The following is a 16,541-nucleotide window of genomic DNA, read 5'->3' as shown; positions in this document are numbered from 1 at the left end:
CATTATCATTAATCCGAAAAAAACAGTCTATGCATATCACAGTAAAGGATACGATTCATCAGCCCGACTATGACACAGTACACGAGATGCTGATCAACTACAACCTAAGTAAAACCGCACACCTGAAAGACAGCAATAACGAGCCCCTGGAAATCATCGCCCGGGACGACAACAATGTTGTTATTGGCGGCATTTACGGCCGCTCTCTCTGGGGTACCTTAATGATAAACTACCTGGTAGTAGCCGAAGGCTACCGGGACCAACGCATAGGCCAACAGCTGATAGCCGCCGCCGAACAGGAAGCCGTTAAACGCAACTGCCAGCTGATCAGCCTGAATACCTATTCCTTCCAGGCGTTGCCTTTTTATGAAAAAATGGGCTTCTCCCAAATAGGCGAAGAAGCGAATCCTGTATTGGGTATTACCAAACATTTTCTCTGTAAAAAAGTAGGCCAGCCATAACGGGTACTCCTATACGTAATAAAGCCGCATACCTGCTGACAGGTATGCGGCTTTATTACATTTCAGAATAGTACATGAACTGTTTATCTTCGCAGCTTAATTATACACGTATACGATGAAATTTTGGACGATCGCTTTATTTTGCCTGTTCACCCTGACTGCCAGCAGTCAGACCACCTGGAAAACCTATCCCCATAAAAACGGGTTTACCCTGCAGTTACCGGACTATTTCAAAGAGGGCCTGCTGGTGGCCGGCGGCACGCTGCAATGGTATCCGACTGATATAGATAATGATATATCCGTGACCGTAGAAATATGGGGAGAAGGTACGCAGGCATCCCTGCAAACCAGTTATGAACAGGAACTGCAGACCGCTGAGGAGGTGGTATATAAAACTATCAAACCGGGCTGGTATGTTATCAGCGGCTACATGACCGATGGTATCCGGTTTATTTGCTATCAAAAAAGTATTATCAAAAATAATGTCTTGTATCACCTGCGTATCCGGTATCCGGAAAACAGGAAAGCCTTGTTTGACGGGATACTGGGGAAAATAGCGGCGTCATTTAAGTAATTAGCTGCGGCGCACCGGTGGCTACCGGAGCGCCGCGCTGATTTTATGTTAAGCGATCGATGTTACATTTAACATAACAACGGCAGCTATCAAACAGCTTCCAGATACCATTGCTGACTCCAGCCATCATACCTAAAGTAATTTTTCATATCGTTTTACATTAAGGCTTATCAATACTGGTTTATAAGCAACTGTTTAAGTACAAATGCAAGACTATCCGTAAATTACCACGAGCTGATGCACCACCCAATACACCAATAATTTATTTTTGTTATCACACATTCCTGCTAATATGGACAAGTATTTACTTGCCCTATTACAGGCCTGCATAGCTTAGCTAAAAAACTATCAAACCACATACTGTACAGGATCCTGTTGCACAACAGTTATTCCATCAATTACAAAGTGGTAACGGCCGGTATAAAAGCGTTACCACTTTGTAAACTGCCATTTTCAAAATTTTTATTGTTTATCTACTTGATTAATCTCATCAGTAAATCATCGAATACGGCTTTGTCTTCTATCACGTTTTTGAAAAATAAGGCGTCTACCTGTTGAACGATACGACAGGTTTTCTATAATCTGCTTCTTTCTAATACCATCAACACTTTAGGAGTCGTCAGCTTCCTCTACTTATTGGCCCGGTAATAACAACAGGTACCATACATGGTATTAATAACGCCTCTTTCTGTTACATTTTTAAAACCAGCCTGTCGCATAAATGCCGGCAGTAGTCCATTGACATTATCAGTAGTGGTTCTAAAACCATCTATAAACTGTACGATATAGAACAAGATCCGCATACCGATGGATGTTGGCTTTCCCCAGTCGCCGATAATCAGCTGCCCGCCGGGTTTTAAGGTTCTGTGGATTTCCTTCAGACAGGCTATTTTACTTTCCCGATCCAGGTGATGAAATACCAGCGCACTAAATACCTTATCAAACGATTGATCCGCATAGGGGAACGTTTTTCCCTCATAGAGATCCAGTTGTACCCTTATCCCCTGTTCCTCCATTTTTTTTACCGCAATAGCTCTTACAGCCGGATCAATATCAAGGCCGTGTAAAGTGATGTGATGGTTACGCTGATAAACAAAACTGATATTCTGCGCAGTACCATAACCAAATTCCAGCAGTGTTTCCTGATCCCGCGGGTCCAGTTCATCTACCAGTTTTTCTCTGAATGCAGTTTCAGGCATGGTTACACTGACGATCCGATCATAAAATTGCGTTAACCAATTGTGGCCCAGGGCGGGCGTAAAATTTTGGGCTTTGGACATATGTGTTATTTTAGCCCGAACAGCGGGCAGATGAGGGTTATAAGCGTTTTCTTCACCTGATGATCTCAGGCTGTTAAAGGTACATGCTGGTTAACGCTCTTCTTTGTATAAACCAGCTATTTTAGTCTGAACAATATTTTAGGGGATACGCCAAAGTTTTCTTTGAAAGTTCTGCTGTAGTGGGCACTGTCTGTAAAACCAAAAGTGCAGGCGGTATCTGTAATCGTATGCTGCTGCAGGTAAGGGAGGGATTTCAGGAGTTTGTTCCAAAGCTGGTAACGCCTGAAATTCAGGTTGGTTTTTTCTTTAAAGAGATGTAAAAACCGGGATTCGGAAAGAAAACAAAATGCAGCTATTTCCCGTAGCGACACCACTCTGTCTACATGCTGTTCCAGATGTTGTATGGCTTTGTAAATCCTGTCATCCTCATAGGGATTTATCTGTTCTCCGCGGTCGGCGTTATCAAACAGGCAGGTTTGCAGGGCCGCCAGAAAGGTTGTCCGATCTGTTTTTCGGGTCCGGTAAGCGGTAAATATCTGTTGCAGGTTCTTTACGAGAGAAGGCTGCAGGGCCACTATCTGTTCGGACTGATAGGCATCCAGCCAGGTATATCTTCTGGCACGGACCGGATCTACCCAGATGGTCAGATGGAGGTCGTTACTATTCAGCTGGTGTATGACATCGCTATTGATAAAACAGCCTTCAAATGCCTGCTGCTTTCCATAGGCATTGGTGATGTCAAATGTATCTTTTATCACCACAGTGATTTGCAGGAGATAATGTTTATGTAACAATCCACCGTTTAATTGTCCGATGAACAATCCCCAGTGCGTATCAAAATGTATGTCTGTTTTATCCAGCCACTGCTGTATTTTCCTGGGCGCAAACATCAATTATAAGATAGTAAAATACCAATATTCCGTTTCAATACATCGGTAAAATACAAAAGTATGCTGACATACGATCCACTGCAACTATGCAACAGCCAGGGGCTTCCTCGTGGATGCGGCGCCTGGCTTGTTATACATAACCGCTGCGGGACATACAGATGCGAGGTCCCGCAGCGGACTTGAAGTGATGCTAGCAGTGAAAGATGGAGCTATACTTTATTTTAATGCCGCCGGCGGAATGATCTTTTTTTCGCGTAGTTCATCAAATAAATCAAAGAACATTTTTTTGGTGTCTATAAATTCATGAAAGCCCATCCGTCTTGCTTTGGTGCCATCTGCAAAAAAGTCGTAATCCCAGGAGAAGACAAAATCACCAAATCCCCAGGATGACAGGGCGGCATAACTGTGTGGTTCCAGGTTGTATTTTTCCTGTATCGTTTGCCACAGCGACGCTTTGTCTGCCATGATTGTCTGCAGCGGCATTTGCAGTGGCGGTGCGGTTTCCAGCTGGAAATAACCGGCTATTTCCGGCCAAAGTTCATTCCAGCGGAACAGATCCCCATTGTTGATATTAAAGGCCTGATTGGCAGACTGTGGATTGGTGGCGGCCCAGACAGTCGCTTTCGCCAATAAGCCAGCATCTGTCATTTCCATCAGCTTATCGTAAGCGCCCGGCTTACCCGGGAAACGAAGCGGCAGTCCCAGTTCTTTGGAAATGGCCGCATACACGGCAATCACCATGACCAGGTTCATCGGATTTCCCAATGCTGTTCCGCCTACCACCGAAGGCCGGATAGCGGACCAGGTCCAGGATTTTCCGGCCTGCCGTTTTTCCAGGAACTGCTGCTGATCTACGTTAAACTCAGGTGGCATGTGGCCCGCATCACTTTCCCGCGCCGGTGTTTTGAAAGGTCCCAGGTGGGCGCCGTATACTTTATATCCCTGCATCAGGCTAATATGTTGCAGCCGGGGCGCCACCGGCTCTATGGCCTCCACTACATTCACCAGCATCGCCAGGTTGGGCGGTACCAGCTCTGCCCAGGTGGGCCGCTCTACGTAAGCTGTATAAAAAATATGCGTAACGGCGGTGAGGGTACGTAGTTTTTCCTCCGTAGCTGCTTTATCCAGCAGGTCTACTGCTATATAGCGGGTATGGCCACTATCGGTTCCACCCCGGCGGGACAGGCCGATGATATCCCAGGTACCCAGTTCTTCCAGGTGCTGAATCAGGTTACTGCCAATGACACCATTGGCGCCGACTACAAGTGCTGTTTGTTTTATTGTTTCCATGTTTTATAATCAAAAGCGGTTATGTGAATTAAAATCCTGTTTTGTTATAACAAAGGTCATAGAAAACCATTGGGCAGCCATTGTAGTTATCTGTGATTATTTTGTACATTTCCGCTATGAAACGTTACCGGCAATTTGCACCTGTTGTGATGGCTGATTTTGAGGTAGCCGAATGGCAGCATCCCGAGCACAATCACAATCATTACGAGCTTATCTATATTAAACATGGTACCGGACAACATGTGATTAATCAGCAAGCGGTGTCCTACAGCCAGGGCGATGTATTTTTGCTGGGACCGGAAGAAGCACACTATTTTGAAGTGCATACGCCTACCCGTTTTGTGTACCTGAAATTTACGGATGCCTATCTCCATCAGGCAGGCAACAGTATTATCGGCGGTATACAAAGCCTGGAATATCTTATCAAAAGCCGGGAAACACACCAATCCCGTTTTCATTTAAGCCCGGAGGACCAACACACCGTTGACCTGCTTTTCAACGTGCTGCTCGCCTTAAAACAGGATATACAGCGGAACGAATCGCTCATCTGGATACAGCTGCTGGCGATCTCTTCTCTCCTGCAAAGAAACATGCCGGCATTGAACAGCCTTCACCGCAGCAAAGAGATGCAGGCGGTTTTCTGCTACATCCATAAATACATTTATCAGCCAGACCAGCTGCGGGCCCCGGTGATGGCGGCCAGTTTCAATATGTCCGGGGAATATATCGGGCCTTACTTTAAAAAACATACCGGCACCACCCTGCGTGATTATATCCGGGACTACCGGAATCATTTAATCAAACAAAGGATGGCCAGCGGCCAATTCAGTCTGAAACAGATTGCTGCGGAGTTTGGGTTAACAGATCAAAGTCATGTGCTGAAGTTGCTGCAGCCATCCGGTGCGGCATAGACATCTTCCGTGATATAAAAAAAGCCGGAGCGACTATGCTCCGGCTGCCATCTATGATAAAGTAATCTTTATTATTTAATACGACCAATTCTGCTGATTCCTTTGATACCACTGTGTATCTCCACTCCTTTTGTCAGCGTATTGGCAGTTACATCGTATTTGCCGATATACCAGCGGCCTTCCGTTGTTTTCAATACTACGTATATCTCGTTATTATTTTCGGTATAGGTATCCATCGTTATCTGTACTTTTCCTAATCCGAAACTGTTCAGGTCTTTTACCACTTTTTTATTGCGTACATCAATGATGTAGGAACCCATGAAAGCCAGGCCATTCTTGAGATAGGCATGATGATCAGATCCGGCATAATCGCCCCAGGTAGCGCCACCGCTGATGTTGCCCAATTCGCTCAGGCTATAGGAATAATCCGGATCGATGGTTGTAGCACCTTTTTTAATACGCAACAGGCCATATTTTTTATCCTTGCTGATCGTGCTGAAATAATAATCGCCGTTTTCATCCGTGAAGCTGGAAGAGCTGGCGTGCCAGGCGCCTGATACATGCCCCAGCCGGGCGTCTTTCAACAGTTTCACATTGGTCAGGCCCGGATAATCGCATACCAGCATATAGGCGGTATCAATTTTGGTCATCCAGTTGTAGTAAAATCCGATGAATACTTTATTATCGCGAATCGCAAAACTGGAAGGAGTAATCGGAATATCTTTCTTCTCCATCACCTTCCCGTTGTTATCGCGCAGCTCGAACAGCGGCACGGGGAATTTCACCGGCAGCTTGGTTTTGATGGTTACTGCGGCTGTATCCAGCACATAGAGGTTCTTTTCGATCACATCTTCCGTGGCATTATAGTTCGCTTCCCAGCTCAGGAAGTTCAACCCTTTGTCGTTGAAAACGGTTTTCATCATACCCAGCTGCCAGGAGCCGGCTTCCGCCACCACGTTACCCAGCTTTTTATATCTGCCGTTAACGATTTGCTGTTTACTGATGATGTTGCCATCCTGTGTGAAATAAAAACTGCCGTTGAAAAAGACACTGTAAATATATGCCCAGGAAGTCACGTTATCCGGCTCAATGCCGGAATTAACCGGACTAATCAAGGTATCCTTTGTCAGGTCGCCGGTCACTAAAGTATAATAGTTTTCGCCACTGGTAGCATTACCTACTGTTACAAAGATGGCATATTCCTTTTGTGTTTTTGGTACTACCGGCACTTCCGGTTGTGATACATCGGGTGTTTTGCTGCAGGATTGTAGCATGGGTGCAGCGCATATAACTGCCAGCATCAGGCCGGATACACTTTTCCAGTTGAACCTTTTCATATTGTATATTTTAATTGATATTGAATTACATTAATGACACTCTTAACTTCACGTAGAAAGCCCGTCCGGGTTTCTGTAGTCTGAAATTATCGTATACCCGGTCGTCGGTAAGATTCCTTCCTTCCACCGAAATATTATAGACATCCTGGTTCCAGCTGTAGGCCAATATGAGGGAGTGCACACTTTGACCCGGTACAAAGTTCTGGGTGCCGGCGGTACCCAGTTTAGCCCAGGTGAGATAAAACCAATGCATATACTGGTACATATAATTCAGTTGTACCCGCGTGCCTTTGCCTATCAGGTCGCGCTTTGCCAGCATCAGGTTTGCATTTCCGTATATCCATGGCCGGTTGGGTAATTGTTCCTTATAGGTCAGGCTCACCTGCGGAGTGGCAGGATCCAGGTATTTCCAGTTGTCCAGCGCTTTATCATAGCTGATATTGGCAGACAGATTCACCAGGTCCTTATATCCATAGCGGGCTTCTGCTTCTACCCCATATAAAGTAACACCGGGAAAGTTCTTGCTCTGGGAATACAGGTTATCCGGCAATACCTGTACGGCAATGTAATCTTTGGCGTTCCGGTAAAATGCAGAGATATCCAGATTGATAAAGTGATCGCCGATGAAATGATTGTAATAGGTACCCAGGTTGAAGTTATCGCTACGTTCCGGCTTCAGATCCAGATTGGCCAGTACAAACTGTCCGTTTCCAAACAAGGCGGTCATTTCCGGCAGATTATAGCCTCTTTCCACCGAACCTTTCACGCCCCAGTCCGGCGTGATGCGGTAACGCAAAGCAATAGAGCCGCTGGGATAACCAAAGAAATTCTTACGGGTATAAATTTCTCCGCTCACCGGTTTGCCGTAATCATCAAATGTTCTGCCATCCAAAGCCACCCGGGTACTCATCCCATAATACTTGAGCGTGACCACACTGATGAGTTTCCGATCGAGCCACTGTCCCTGCCAGGCCAAACCCAGTATATGTTTCCCCAGTTTACTCGGCAAACCGGAGAGGTCTTTTTTATTCGGATTTGTTTCCATCAGGTCATACGCTTTCCGTTTGGTGGTACTGAAGGTATAGTTGAGATTCAGGCTGTGGTTATTGTCTTTATCCAGGTTATAATTGAAATTGGCGCGGCCCACATAGCTGTCTTCATAGTATTTTGTAAACACTTCCGGAATACGTTTGCCACCGGAGTTTTCCGCCCAGCCGCCTGTCCAGTCGTAGCGATACATCGCTGTATCTCTGTTCACATCTACATCCCTGGAGTAGTTGGCATACAGGTTGGCAAACAATCCTTTCGTCAGGAAATTATCTTTGCGGTATTTAATGGTGGGCATCAGGTATTTATTTTCTGTCCAGAAGCCACCTCTCACGGCGTTCACCGTAGATCCCAGCTGATGCTGTTTTTTATTTTCTGCATAGGTAAATCCGATGGTAAAGAAGTCGGCCCATTTTACTTTTTCATATCCTACCTCTATCTCTCCCATGGCCGAACGATAGGCATCATGAAAACGGCGGGCCTTGTCGATGCTCACCTGTCTGAAAGCATCGGTACCAGCTTCTTTTTTCACGACGCCCAGCGCTACGTTGTAGGTAGAATCGCTGTACATCATATAATTATTGTCGGAGTAGTTGTAATAAGTACTGGCTCTCAGTTTCAGGCCGTTCTTATTGTTGCGGATACCACCGGTGAGTGCTATCTGGTGTGTATTGAAAGAGCCATAGCTGTAACTCGCATCTAAAAACCGGCGGTTCTTTTGTTTGGTGATGATGTTCACGGCTCCGCCCATGGCGTCTGATCCCAGGTGAGCAGGTACCACTCCTTTATAGACTTCTATCCGGTCGATGAGATTGACCGGAATATTATTCAGTGTCATAGAGCTGCCATACTGCTCCATGGGAATATCATCAATATAAATTTTCGCCGCCAGGCCATTTACCTGGAAGGTAAAATCGGAACCCACTCCGCCAGACTCCCGCACCAGCACACCTGTTGCGCGTTTCAGGATCTGGTTGATATCTGCCGATACGTTGCCGTACTCATTTACATCGATCACATTTACATTAAAGCCCGACTCTTTCAGTTGCTTTACTTTGTATTGGTTGTTGCTGCCGCCGGCTACCACTACTTCTCCCAGCTGGCGGTTATCCGGTATTAAAACAAAATCGATGTGAACCGATTGTTTGGTTTTAAGATAAACCGTACGTGTTTGCGGCCGGTATCCCATAGCAGAAACCACGATGTTCACCTTACCCGTGTTGCCGGTGGTAATATGATAGTTACCGATGGAATCAGAAATAGCACCGGTACTTTTTTCCTGATCCAGGATGAGAGAAGCACCGATGATATGCTCGCCCAGGTTGCTTTTTATTTCTCCGTAAATATGATTGGCAGTAGGATGTTGTGTTTGTTGGGCCATAGCAAGCCCCGTTAACAGGCATAAACATCCTGCTAACAATCCTGTAAAAAATTGTCTCACCGTATATGTGTGCTTTATAAATGAATAAAAATAGCTGTTGGTATAGTACCGTGCCCGGCTATATGATAATAGTAGTGCAACCTTTGTATCCGTCGTTTCGGTTTACCGCATTCAACTGGCTGTTTAAGCTGACTGAAACGGCTTCCGGCAGCATCGACGTGCCGGCTTGTTTAGCGTACAGGTACTTCCGGTTACCTTTTTCCGTACATTCTGTAATAAATCCAGCTACGTAGGCACGTTTCTTTTTACAAAGAAACTTCACCATCCCGCCTTCTTTCCCGCTACTTGTTTTTAAGTATACCCAGGTATCGTCTCCATGCCGGTTATCGATAATCAGGGAATTGGTAAATAACTGATAGCTCTTATCATCCGCCATGGCAATATGCTGCCAGGCGCTATTAGCCGATTCTGACAGTCTTATTTTCCCAACCTGCTGTGGTGTCAGCAGCTGTTTACTTGTATTATCTATAATGACATAAGTGTTCTCATCAGGTAATAGATTTACCTGTTGCCATACATATATACCTCCTACCAACAGTAACAACGTACAGGCCACTGCGATATAGCTGTAATACAGGCGGATCACAGGTTGAAAACCGGTACGCGGCGGTTGCTGCCCAGTATCTTCTTCCACGGTATGGCAACGGATTTTATCCCACATCCGGTTTTTTGCACCGGGGTCGCCAGCTGCTGCCGGGGTGCCGGTAAATGCATCGCCTGCCTGCAACCAGGCTGCTATCGCCGCTTTCTCGGCCTCGTTACAATACCCTTTATAATATTTTTCCAGTAAACGCTTATCTATGTCCATTGGATGGTTATTACAGACATAGTATCCGATTTAGTGGTGATGTCCCGGTGGTAAAATATTTTTTTTGAGGGCATAGGGGATTTTCAATTTTCCGTTTAACATATTCCCGAATTTGAAAATTATTTTCCCGAATGTAAAAGCCGGCCGGGGAAGAAGTGTCTACTTTAGCGTTGCCTGGCGATTTGATGTGCTGCTGCTGATTTCGTGCCCTGTCACGGGTATTCCAACATTTCCAAATGATCCGTTATCTGCTATTTAATCATGTATTGTGACTGATAATAATCCTGTGTTTGAAAAAACCGTTTTCATTATAGATGAAACATCTTTTGTTGCACTTTACAATCAGTACTGGCAGGAAGCATTGACATTAGCGCGGCAATTGCTGCAGGATGATTGCGCTGCAGAAGATATTGTACAAAACATATTCATTTCACTTTGGAAGAGAAGAGCGGAATTACGCATCACACAGCCTATTGCACACTATCTGAAGCGCGCGGTGAAATTTGCCGCAGCAGCCTATATACGGGATCAATCGCGGAAAGAAACCATTTCGATCCATACGTTTACGCCCATTGCCGCCGGGCATACAGATGCTGCTTTATTGCATAAGGAACTGGTTTGTACCGTAAACAATTTTGTGGAGCAGCTGCCTGCTCAAAATCAAAAAGTATATCAGCTGCGTTTTCATCATGCGCTCGATAATCCTAAAATCGCTCATTTATTGGGGATGTCGGAGAAAACAGTGCGGAATCAACTCTCACTTGCGCTCAAACGGATACGTACCCTGCTGGTCAAAGAAGGGTATTGATGCCGGCTCATATACAGGGAACGCTATTACAACAAACAGTATATTGATATACCTTATTAACAACCGGGGAGATGATCTCTAACAGATCATCTCCCCGACTGCTTGACCGGATCCATACCGGCATTGAATTTCCTTTTACAACGCTGCGATGAAAGACAGATACCCCCGCGCACTTTCTGCTATTGTTTCCGTATCAGGATTATACTCTACGCCATAAAAAGCAAAGAATGATTTGTAATCCGCCCGGATGTAATCAAAGGTGACTTCAAAAGGAGCGGTTAATTGTGCCAGGGTGTATTTATATCTGCCGGCGGTGGTGTAATCTTCTTCATTAATACCGGCAGAAATGCCCAATGCTATTTTCTTACCTGCCAGCTTGTAGCCACTGTTGGAACCATATGCCCAGCCATAGGTTAATACTTCATCCAGCCATTTTTTGAAAAGCGGCGGGCAATTAAACCAGTAAAAGGGAAACTGAAAGATAATTTTATCGTAGGCGGCTACCAGCTCCTGTTCTTTTTCCACGTCGATCTTTTCATCGGGATATTTACTGTACAGATCATGTATGGTATATGCTTCGGGATATTTTTTCAGTTCTTCTATCCATCTTTTGTTTATCACCGAGCCTTCCAGGTTGGGATGAATGACAATAACCAGTGTTTTCATCTTATACTTTTTAGATTATTATTTTAAATGAATCCCGGATACTGTGGTTATTTTTATCGTTTCCAACACTGCTGGCCTGTACCATAAAAACCTCCATGATATCCGTGGTACAAATATCGAACGCCCGGACAGATGGAACAATACGGGGCTAAATTATCACCTGGTGATAATTTAATCACCCACCCAATCAGGTGATTCCTTTAAATTTGCCTGTTTAAAACAAGTATATCAACGTATGTATCAACGCAAAATTCCCATTGACTATAATTGTGGCCTGAGTGTGGCGATGGAAGTGATGGGGTCTAAATGGAAGTTTTGTTTATTGGATGAAATAGCCAAGGGCACCCAACGCCCCAGGGATCTGGTAAAGGCTATTAATGGCATTACCAAACGGGTATTGCAGAAGCAACTGGGAGAACTGGAAGTACATGGCATGGTGGGAAAAACGATCTATAAAGAAACACCGGTACGTGTGGAGTATTACCTTACGGCCTCCGGCAAGAGCCTGTTGCCACTCATTGCAGCGCTGGACAAGTGGGGCCTGGATTTCGCACCCCGGCTGGAAAGCATACTGGCTACTGAGATGCAGGCGCTATAAACGTCCCGTTTGTATATGCACCCAATTGGTATCCCCTGGATTGTCTGCAATGGGAGGTTCAAGACCTACCATAAGCTGCCCTGACATACAGGCGCAGGGGATCGCAAAATTCCCTGAAATAGCTTATTTTGTTACCTCCAACGTTATTTAAAACGATATTACATGTTAGGAGTAGATAATTTAAGCGGATTTATATTGGCTGCGATCATCGTCGTCACTACACCAGGCATAGACACCATCATGGTGCTGACAAGAAGTATATCCAAAGGCAAAACAGCGGGCATCTATTCTGCTTTGGGCGTAAGCGCCGGGCTGATTGTACATACGTGTGCCGCCACCTTCGGCCTCTCCCTCCTCTTAGCCAGATCGGCCATTGCCTTTGGCATTATCAAATACCTGGGCGCTGCCTATTTAATTTATATAGGATACAAAGCCCTGACGACTAACGCGCAAGGGATGGAAATCAAGCCCACAGCGATGGATATTACGGGCAGGAAACAAATGTTTCTGACGGCATTTATCAGTGATGTTTTAAATCCTAAAATTGCGATCTTCTTCTTAGCTTTTTTACCTCAGTTCATACACGCTACGGCGATTACAAATCCCATTCCTTATTTGCTACTGGGTGCTATTATGTTTGTGATCACCTTAATCTGGTGTTCCTTTTTAGCATTGATGGGCAGCAAGGCAGCCAACCTGTTCAACAAACATAAACACGCCGAGAAATGGATGAATAAAACTTCCGGCATTGTTTTTATTCTGTTAGGCCTGAAAGTAGCATTGACAAAAAAATAAGGGGGTATATAAATCATATAGCCACGCCCCTGGCGTGGCTATATGATGACAGTTATAACTGCTCACCTGTTTGCGCAGGCCTGGCAGCCCACTACTCAGGCAGGTCGTTGTACAATAAAATACGCGATTTCATCGCCTTCCCGCACCAGGTTCTCTGCCCGTTTGAAGCCTGATTTTTCCAATACTTTCTGAGAACCAATATTGTCAGGCGCCGTTACGGCTACCACTTCCTTCACCTCCGTATGATCGAACAAATAGTGCTTTAAAGCCAGGCACACTTCTGTTCCTACATTTTTACCCCAGTAAGCCTGACTCAGCACATAACCGATTTCCAACTGGCCGGGTACTTCTACAAAATCCCGTCCCAGACAGATACCGATAAAGTCATCGTTGGTAGCATTAAATATGCCCCAGCGGCTCAGCAATCCTTTGCCATAATCTTCCAGTGCAATATTGAACAGGCCAATATATTGTTCCGGAGAACGAGGGGGCAGATAACGGGTAACCGCTTCATCTTCAAAAAGTCCTGTAAACAATCCTACTTCCGCAGGTAAAAATTCACGAATAATAATCGTCTTGCTTTGATAAATTATACGCATAGCTCATCGTTAACGTCAAAAAATCACTAAGTATAAAAACAAAGATCTGTATTTTGAAGGTTTATCGGCGTAATAATTATCTGCATTTTTTGATCACATCGACTGTAACACCTGCTGCCTCTACATAAATCTCTGTTGATCCGGCGGCATGTGTAATACCTATTCCCCCTACGGCTACTATACGCACATCCGTATCTCCCATTAATACGAAGTTAAAGTCAAGTATGTTCGCTATCCCCTTCTCCTCATAACAGGCAGTTATGCGATGTACATAGTTGCCATAGCGATGATTGGGTTGTAATTCCCCTCCTATACCGCCCATACTTTCATCTATAATCCGCAAATCGACATCTCCGATATGATCCTCGTCAATAAATAATCTGGCTTTCATAAATATGCTATTAATGCAATCAGGCCGAAAGATAGGTAATCAGTACCGATGTTGGAGAACGATTAAATTCATTAAACTTTTTATAATTTTAATGTCGCGTAATTTCATACGCCTTGTTCATAACGATCAGCCATATACGAGCAACATGACATACTACACCGACAGACTCCTACTCGACGCATTACAACCCTCCGATCTGACACGCTATTTTGAAATATTTTCAGACCCGGCTACTAACCTGTATAATCCGAGTGGCCCCCTCAAAAGCCTGGAGGAAGCGAGAGCCATCTTCGACCGGCAGCTGACACATTGGACGGAGCATCATTTCGGCACCTGGGCCATTAAACTGAAAGATGATCCTGCTACACTCATTGGTTTCGGCGGCTTAACCTACAGAAAATACGGGGACGAGCTGAAACTCAACCTGGGCTACCGGTTTGATAAAGATCACTGGGGTAAAGGTTATGCCACGGAGCTGGCAAAATATGCGATTGATTTTTGCTTCAACCACCTGCAAAAAGAAACCGTATGGGCTTTGGTAAGACCGTATAATACCGTATCAGTGAAAGTGCTGGAAAAGGCCGGAATGTTGTTGGTCAGCGACCTGGATGATGTACCCGGCGAGGTAAAAAGCCTGGTTTTTCAAGCCACGAGATAGCTATCCATACATACAACGCCTGCACTATATCAGCGCAGGCGTTGTAACGTTTCATTGTTCACTATCGTATAGCCGCTGCTGTTATATATGCAGGCAGCATGTCATATTGATTACCCGGATTAACAGGCCGATACTTCTTTTTTGCTCAGTTTAGGCTCTAATCCGAGGTTTTTCAGCATCATCATATCTTCGTTTACACCCGGATTAGGCGTTACCAGCAAGGTTTGCCGCTCGCCGGTAAAGATGGAATTGGCGCCTGCCATGAAACACCAGGCCTGTTCGGATTCTGTCATTTCAATACGGCCGGCGGTGAGGCGTACCGTAGATGCCGGCATCACAATTCTGGCCGTAGCAATCATGCGCACCATATCCCAGGCGTCTACTTTGGGATTGTCTTCCAGCGGCGTACCTTTCACCCTTGCCAATGCGTTGATGGGTACAGATTCCGGATGTTTAGGCATGGTAGCCAGGGTAAGCAGCATGGAAATACGGTCGCGGTGTGTTTCTCCCAGACCGATGATACCACCGGAACATACGGTGATACCGGCTTTGCGTACGTTATTGATAGTATTGATCCGGTTATCGAATTTCCGGGTAGAAATAATTTCTTTATAGTATTCCTCTGAGGTATCGAGATTGTGATTATAGGCGTGCAGGCCCGCTTCCTGGAGGCGAACGGCTTGTTCTTCCGTGAGCAGTCCCAGCGTACAACATACTTCCAGGCCCATTTCATTGACACCTTTTACCATGTCTATCACGCGGTCGAAATCCCGGTTATCTCTTACTTCCCGCCATGCGGCTGCCATACAGAAACGGGTAGATCCGGTTTCTTTGGCTTTCCGGGCATGTGCCAGCACTGTTTCGGTGGATAATAATGCCTGTACTTTAATGTCGGTATGATACCGGGCAGCTTGTCCGCAATAGGAGCAGTCTTCCGGGCATCCGCCGGTTTTGATGGATAAAAGGGTACATACTTGTATTTCTTTGGCGGAATGCCATTCCCGGTGCGTGTTAGCAGCCTGGAAAACCAGTTCCAGCAAAGGTTGGTCGTAGATGGCCTGGATTTCTTCCAGGGTCCAGTCATTTCTGATAGCTGATGTCATCATGCAATATTGAGTGGATAATAAGTAGTCTATTGTTGTAAAGCGGCGTACTGGTGTACCTCGTGGTCAACAGCGGCCATCCAGGTATCAAATAATTGTTGTTCCAGGGTACGCACATGCTGGGCATGTGTTTCCCAGTTTGGATCGAAGTGATTCAGCTGATTGATCATTTCTTCCAGGTGGCCTTCTTCTTCCAGAATGATGGAGCGTACCATTACTCTGCTCTGTGCTTTATCCAGCGCAGCCTGGTACACCGGGTATAGCAGGTCGGCACGTACTTCTATGGCGTATGTTACGAAGAGGTAGGCCGCATATTTCAATGGCTGCCCTTCCAACCGGAAGGCCGTTTTCAGGTAACGACAGGTTTGCATATCCAGCTGGTGCAGGTAATGCCTCGTCTGGTGTGGCGCCAGCAATTCGTGCAGCTGATAGGTTTTACAGTTTTCGGTATCTATTTTGGCAATCTGTTTCTTCAGGTAATAGGCGTGCCGGTGTTCTTCCGCCGCATGTTTCAGCTGGATAAAGTCTACCAGTGTGGGATGCTCACAGGCGGATATTTTCCTGGCGCCGGCATTCTCCATAAAGGATAACGTATTTAACCACCTGGCGTGCAGGAAATTGCTACCAACAATCTGTTCCAGTAAATCTTGCATATTCAACTTGTTTCCGCTCAAAAGTAGGGGCTAACCGGATGACTTAAATAGGCCAGTTTTCATATTTTAGCTAGTCCGGATAAGGAGCAGCTGTTTAAATATTCGTCGGCACCGGCCTATCTCTCCGCTAGCCGCCCTCCTATTGCTATTATATACTAACAAAATAATCGCATACACATTAAATAAATAACTATATAAATACATCTTCCCATAAATAAAATATCTTGCCGG

The 16,541-nt window shown here is 45.4% G+C and carries 18 protein-coding genes; 7 read left to right on the top strand and 11 right to left on the bottom strand.

Translation table 11 applies throughout. The annotated features are described in order from the left end of the window. Nucleotides 1-29 precede the first annotated feature (29 nt). Nucleotides 30-461 (top strand): GNAT family N-acetyltransferase, encoded by a 432-nt coding sequence (locus OL444_RS17255; RefSeq protein ID WP_264731172.1) that lies wholly within the window; start codon nucleotides 30-32, stop codon nucleotides 459-461. 115 nt (nucleotides 462-576) lie between these two features. Then, nucleotides 577-1,035 (top strand): hypothetical protein, encoded by a 459-nt coding sequence (locus OL444_RS17250; RefSeq protein ID WP_264731174.1) that lies wholly within the window; start codon nucleotides 577-579, stop codon nucleotides 1,033-1,035. Nucleotides 1,036-1,664: 629 nt separating this feature from the next. Here the strand turns inward: OL444_RS17250 and OL444_RS17245 are convergent. The 3 genes from OL444_RS17245 to OL444_RS17235 form a co-directional block, all read right to left on the bottom strand. Next, a complete protein-coding gene (locus tag OL444_RS17245; RefSeq protein WP_264731177.1) occupies nucleotides 1,665-2,315 on the bottom strand; it encodes a class I SAM-dependent methyltransferase in 651 nt (216 codons plus the stop codon). Nucleotides 2,316-2,431: 116 nt separating this feature from the next. Next, the gene (locus OL444_RS17240) at nucleotides 2,432-3,205 is read right to left on the bottom strand and encodes a helix-turn-helix domain-containing protein (RefSeq protein WP_264731179.1); all 774 of its coding nucleotides are present in this window, start codon (nucleotides 3,203-3,205) and stop codon (nucleotides 2,432-2,434) included. Between the two features lie 216 nt (nucleotides 3,206-3,421). Further along, nucleotides 3,422-4,495 (bottom strand): SDR family oxidoreductase, encoded by a 1,074-nt coding sequence (locus OL444_RS17235; protein WP_264731182.1) that lies wholly within the window; start codon nucleotides 4,493-4,495, stop codon nucleotides 3,422-3,424. Between the two features lie 116 nt (nucleotides 4,496-4,611). Here OL444_RS17235 and OL444_RS17230 point away from each other — a divergent pair, with 116 nt between their 5' ends. Then, nucleotides 4,612-5,406 carry an AraC family transcriptional regulator gene (locus OL444_RS17230; protein WP_264731184.1) on the top strand — a complete coding sequence of 265 codons (795 nt, stop codon included), beginning with the start codon at nucleotides 4,612-4,614 and terminating at the stop codon, nucleotides 5,404-5,406. 71 nt (nucleotides 5,407-5,477) lie between these two features. Here the strand turns inward: OL444_RS17230 and OL444_RS17225 are convergent, their stop codons facing one another. The 3 genes from OL444_RS17225 to OL444_RS17215 all read right to left on the bottom strand — a co-directional run bounded on the left by OL444_RS17225 (nucleotide 5,478) and on the right by OL444_RS17215 (nucleotide 10,039). Further along, on the bottom strand, nucleotides 5,478-6,743 hold the full coding sequence (locus tag OL444_RS17225) for a DUF4374 domain-containing protein (protein WP_264731186.1): 1,266 nt from the start codon (nucleotides 6,741-6,743) through the stop codon (nucleotides 5,478-5,480). A 25-nt stretch (nucleotides 6,744-6,768) separates the two neighbouring features. Continuing rightward, on the bottom strand, nucleotides 6,769-9,171 hold the full coding sequence (locus tag OL444_RS17220) for a TonB-dependent receptor (RefSeq protein WP_264731188.1): 2,403 nt from the start codon (nucleotides 9,169-9,171) through the stop codon (nucleotides 6,769-6,771). Between the two features lie 118 nt (nucleotides 9,172-9,289). Next, nucleotides 9,290-10,039, bottom strand: a complete 750-nt coding sequence (locus tag OL444_RS17215; RefSeq protein ID WP_264731189.1) for a hypothetical protein — start codon at nucleotides 10,037-10,039, stop codon at nucleotides 9,290-9,292. Between the two features lie 268 nt (nucleotides 10,040-10,307). On the opposite strand from OL444_RS17215, the gene OL444_RS17210 reads away from it, so the two are divergent. After that, complete coding sequence (locus OL444_RS17210; RefSeq protein ID WP_264731191.1) at nucleotides 10,308-10,847, top strand: RNA polymerase sigma factor; 540 nt, start codon at nucleotides 10,308-10,310, stop codon at nucleotides 10,845-10,847. 135 nt (nucleotides 10,848-10,982) lie between these two features. On the opposite strand, the gene OL444_RS17205 is transcribed toward OL444_RS17210, so the two are convergent. Beyond that, complete coding sequence (locus OL444_RS17205) at nucleotides 10,983-11,513, bottom strand: NAD(P)H-dependent oxidoreductase (protein WP_264731193.1); 531 nt, start codon at nucleotides 11,511-11,513, stop codon at nucleotides 10,983-10,985. 235 nt (nucleotides 11,514-11,748) lie between these two features. On the opposite strand from OL444_RS17205, the gene OL444_RS17200 reads away from it, so the two are divergent. Both OL444_RS17200 and OL444_RS17195 read left to right on the top strand, forming a co-directional pair. Further along, on the top strand, nucleotides 11,749-12,111 hold the full coding sequence (locus OL444_RS17200; RefSeq protein ID WP_264731195.1) for a winged helix-turn-helix transcriptional regulator: 363 nt from the start codon (nucleotides 11,749-11,751) through the stop codon (nucleotides 12,109-12,111). A gap of 162 nt (nucleotides 12,112-12,273) precedes the next feature. After that, nucleotides 12,274-12,906: a LysE family translocator gene (locus OL444_RS17195; protein WP_264731197.1), complete on the top strand. Its 633-nt coding sequence runs from the start codon at nucleotides 12,274-12,276 to the stop codon at nucleotides 12,904-12,906. Nucleotides 12,907-13,001: 95 nt separating this feature from the next. Here OL444_RS17195 and OL444_RS17190 read toward each other — a convergent pair whose 3' ends face one another. Together OL444_RS17190 and OL444_RS17185 are read right to left on the bottom strand one after the other, a co-directional pair. Continuing rightward, nucleotides 13,002-13,505 (bottom strand): GNAT family N-acetyltransferase, encoded by a 504-nt coding sequence (locus OL444_RS17190; RefSeq protein WP_264731198.1) that lies wholly within the window; start codon nucleotides 13,503-13,505, stop codon nucleotides 13,002-13,004. A gap of 76 nt (nucleotides 13,506-13,581) precedes the next feature. After that, on the bottom strand, nucleotides 13,582-13,896 hold the full coding sequence (locus OL444_RS17185; protein ID WP_264731199.1) for a hypothetical protein: 315 nt from the start codon (nucleotides 13,894-13,896) through the stop codon (nucleotides 13,582-13,584). Between the two features lie 145 nt (nucleotides 13,897-14,041). On the opposite strand from OL444_RS17185, the gene OL444_RS17180 reads away from it, so the two are divergent. After that, nucleotides 14,042-14,554: a GNAT family N-acetyltransferase gene (locus tag OL444_RS17180; RefSeq protein ID WP_264731200.1), complete on the top strand. Its 513-nt coding sequence runs from the start codon at nucleotides 14,042-14,044 to the stop codon at nucleotides 14,552-14,554. A 119-nt stretch (nucleotides 14,555-14,673) separates the two neighbouring features. Here the strand turns inward: OL444_RS17180 and bioB are convergent, their stop codons facing one another. Beyond that, nucleotides 14,674-15,660: a biotin synthase BioB gene (gene bioB / locus OL444_RS17175; RefSeq protein WP_264731202.1), complete on the bottom strand. Its 987-nt coding sequence runs from the start codon at nucleotides 15,658-15,660 to the stop codon at nucleotides 14,674-14,676. 26 nt (nucleotides 15,661-15,686) lie between these two features. After that, nucleotides 15,687-16,310 carry a hypothetical protein gene (locus OL444_RS17170; RefSeq protein ID WP_264731203.1) on the bottom strand — a complete coding sequence of 208 codons (624 nt, stop codon included), beginning with the start codon at nucleotides 16,308-16,310 and terminating at the stop codon, nucleotides 15,687-15,689. Between the last annotated feature and the right edge of the window lie 231 nt (nucleotides 16,311-16,541).

The sequence above is a fragment of the Chitinophaga nivalis genome (assembly GCF_025989125.1).
Lineage (GTDB): Bacteria > Bacteroidota > Bacteroidia > Chitinophagales > Chitinophagaceae > Chitinophaga > Chitinophaga nivalis.
This window is presented reverse-complemented; position numbering and strand designations above follow the sequence as displayed.

Bases quoted from the DNA above. Each gene is read 5' to 3' on its own strand.
- OL444_RS17255 (WP_264731172.1), top strand. From the start codon at position 30: ATGCATATCACAGTAAAGGATACGATTCATCAGCCCGACTATGACACA.
- OL444_RS17250 (WP_264731174.1), top strand. From the start codon at position 577: ATGAAATTTTGGACGATCGCTTTATTTTGCCTGTTCACCCTGACTGCC.
- OL444_RS17245 (WP_264731177.1), bottom strand. From the start codon at position 2,315: ATGTCCAAAGCCCAAAATTTTACGCCCGCCCTGGGCCACAATTGGTTA.
- OL444_RS17240 (WP_264731179.1), bottom strand. From the start codon at position 3,205: ATGTTTGCGCCCAGGAAAATACAGCAGTGGCTGGATAAAACAGACATA.
- OL444_RS17235 (WP_264731182.1), bottom strand. From the start codon at position 4,495: ATGGAAACAATAAAACAAACAGCACTTGTAGTCGGCGCCAATGGTGTC.
- OL444_RS17230 (WP_264731184.1), top strand. From the start codon at position 4,612: ATGAAACGTTACCGGCAATTTGCACCTGTTGTGATGGCTGATTTTGAG.
- OL444_RS17225 (WP_264731186.1), bottom strand. From the start codon at position 6,743: ATGAAAAGGTTCAACTGGAAAAGTGTATCCGGCCTGATGCTGGCAGTT.
- OL444_RS17220 (WP_264731188.1), bottom strand. From the start codon at position 9,171: ATGGCCCAACAAACACAACATCCTACTGCCAATCATATTTACGGAGAA.
- OL444_RS17215 (WP_264731189.1), bottom strand. From the start codon at position 10,039: ATGGACATAGATAAGCGTTTACTGGAAAAATATTATAAAGGGTATTGT.
- OL444_RS17205 (WP_264731193.1), bottom strand. From the start codon at position 11,513: ATGAAAACACTGGTTATTGTCATTCATCCCAACCTGGAAGGCTCGGTG.
- OL444_RS17200 (WP_264731195.1), top strand. From the start codon at position 11,749: ATGTATCAACGCAAAATTCCCATTGACTATAATTGTGGCCTGAGTGTG.
- OL444_RS17195 (WP_264731197.1), top strand. From the start codon at position 12,274: ATGTTAGGAGTAGATAATTTAAGCGGATTTATATTGGCTGCGATCATC.
- OL444_RS17190 (WP_264731198.1), bottom strand. From the start codon at position 13,505: ATGCGTATAATTTATCAAAGCAAGACGATTATTATTCGTGAATTTTTA.
- OL444_RS17185 (WP_264731199.1), bottom strand. From the start codon at position 13,896: ATGAAAGCCAGATTATTTATTGACGAGGATCATATCGGAGATGTCGAT.
- OL444_RS17180 (WP_264731200.1), top strand. From the start codon at position 14,042: ATGACATACTACACCGACAGACTCCTACTCGACGCATTACAACCCTCC.
- bioB (WP_264731202.1), bottom strand. From the start codon at position 15,660: ATGATGACATCAGCTATCAGAAATGACTGGACCCTGGAAGAAATCCAG.
- OL444_RS17170 (WP_264731203.1), bottom strand. From the start codon at position 16,310: ATGCAAGATTTACTGGAACAGATTGTTGGTAGCAATTTCCTGCACGCC.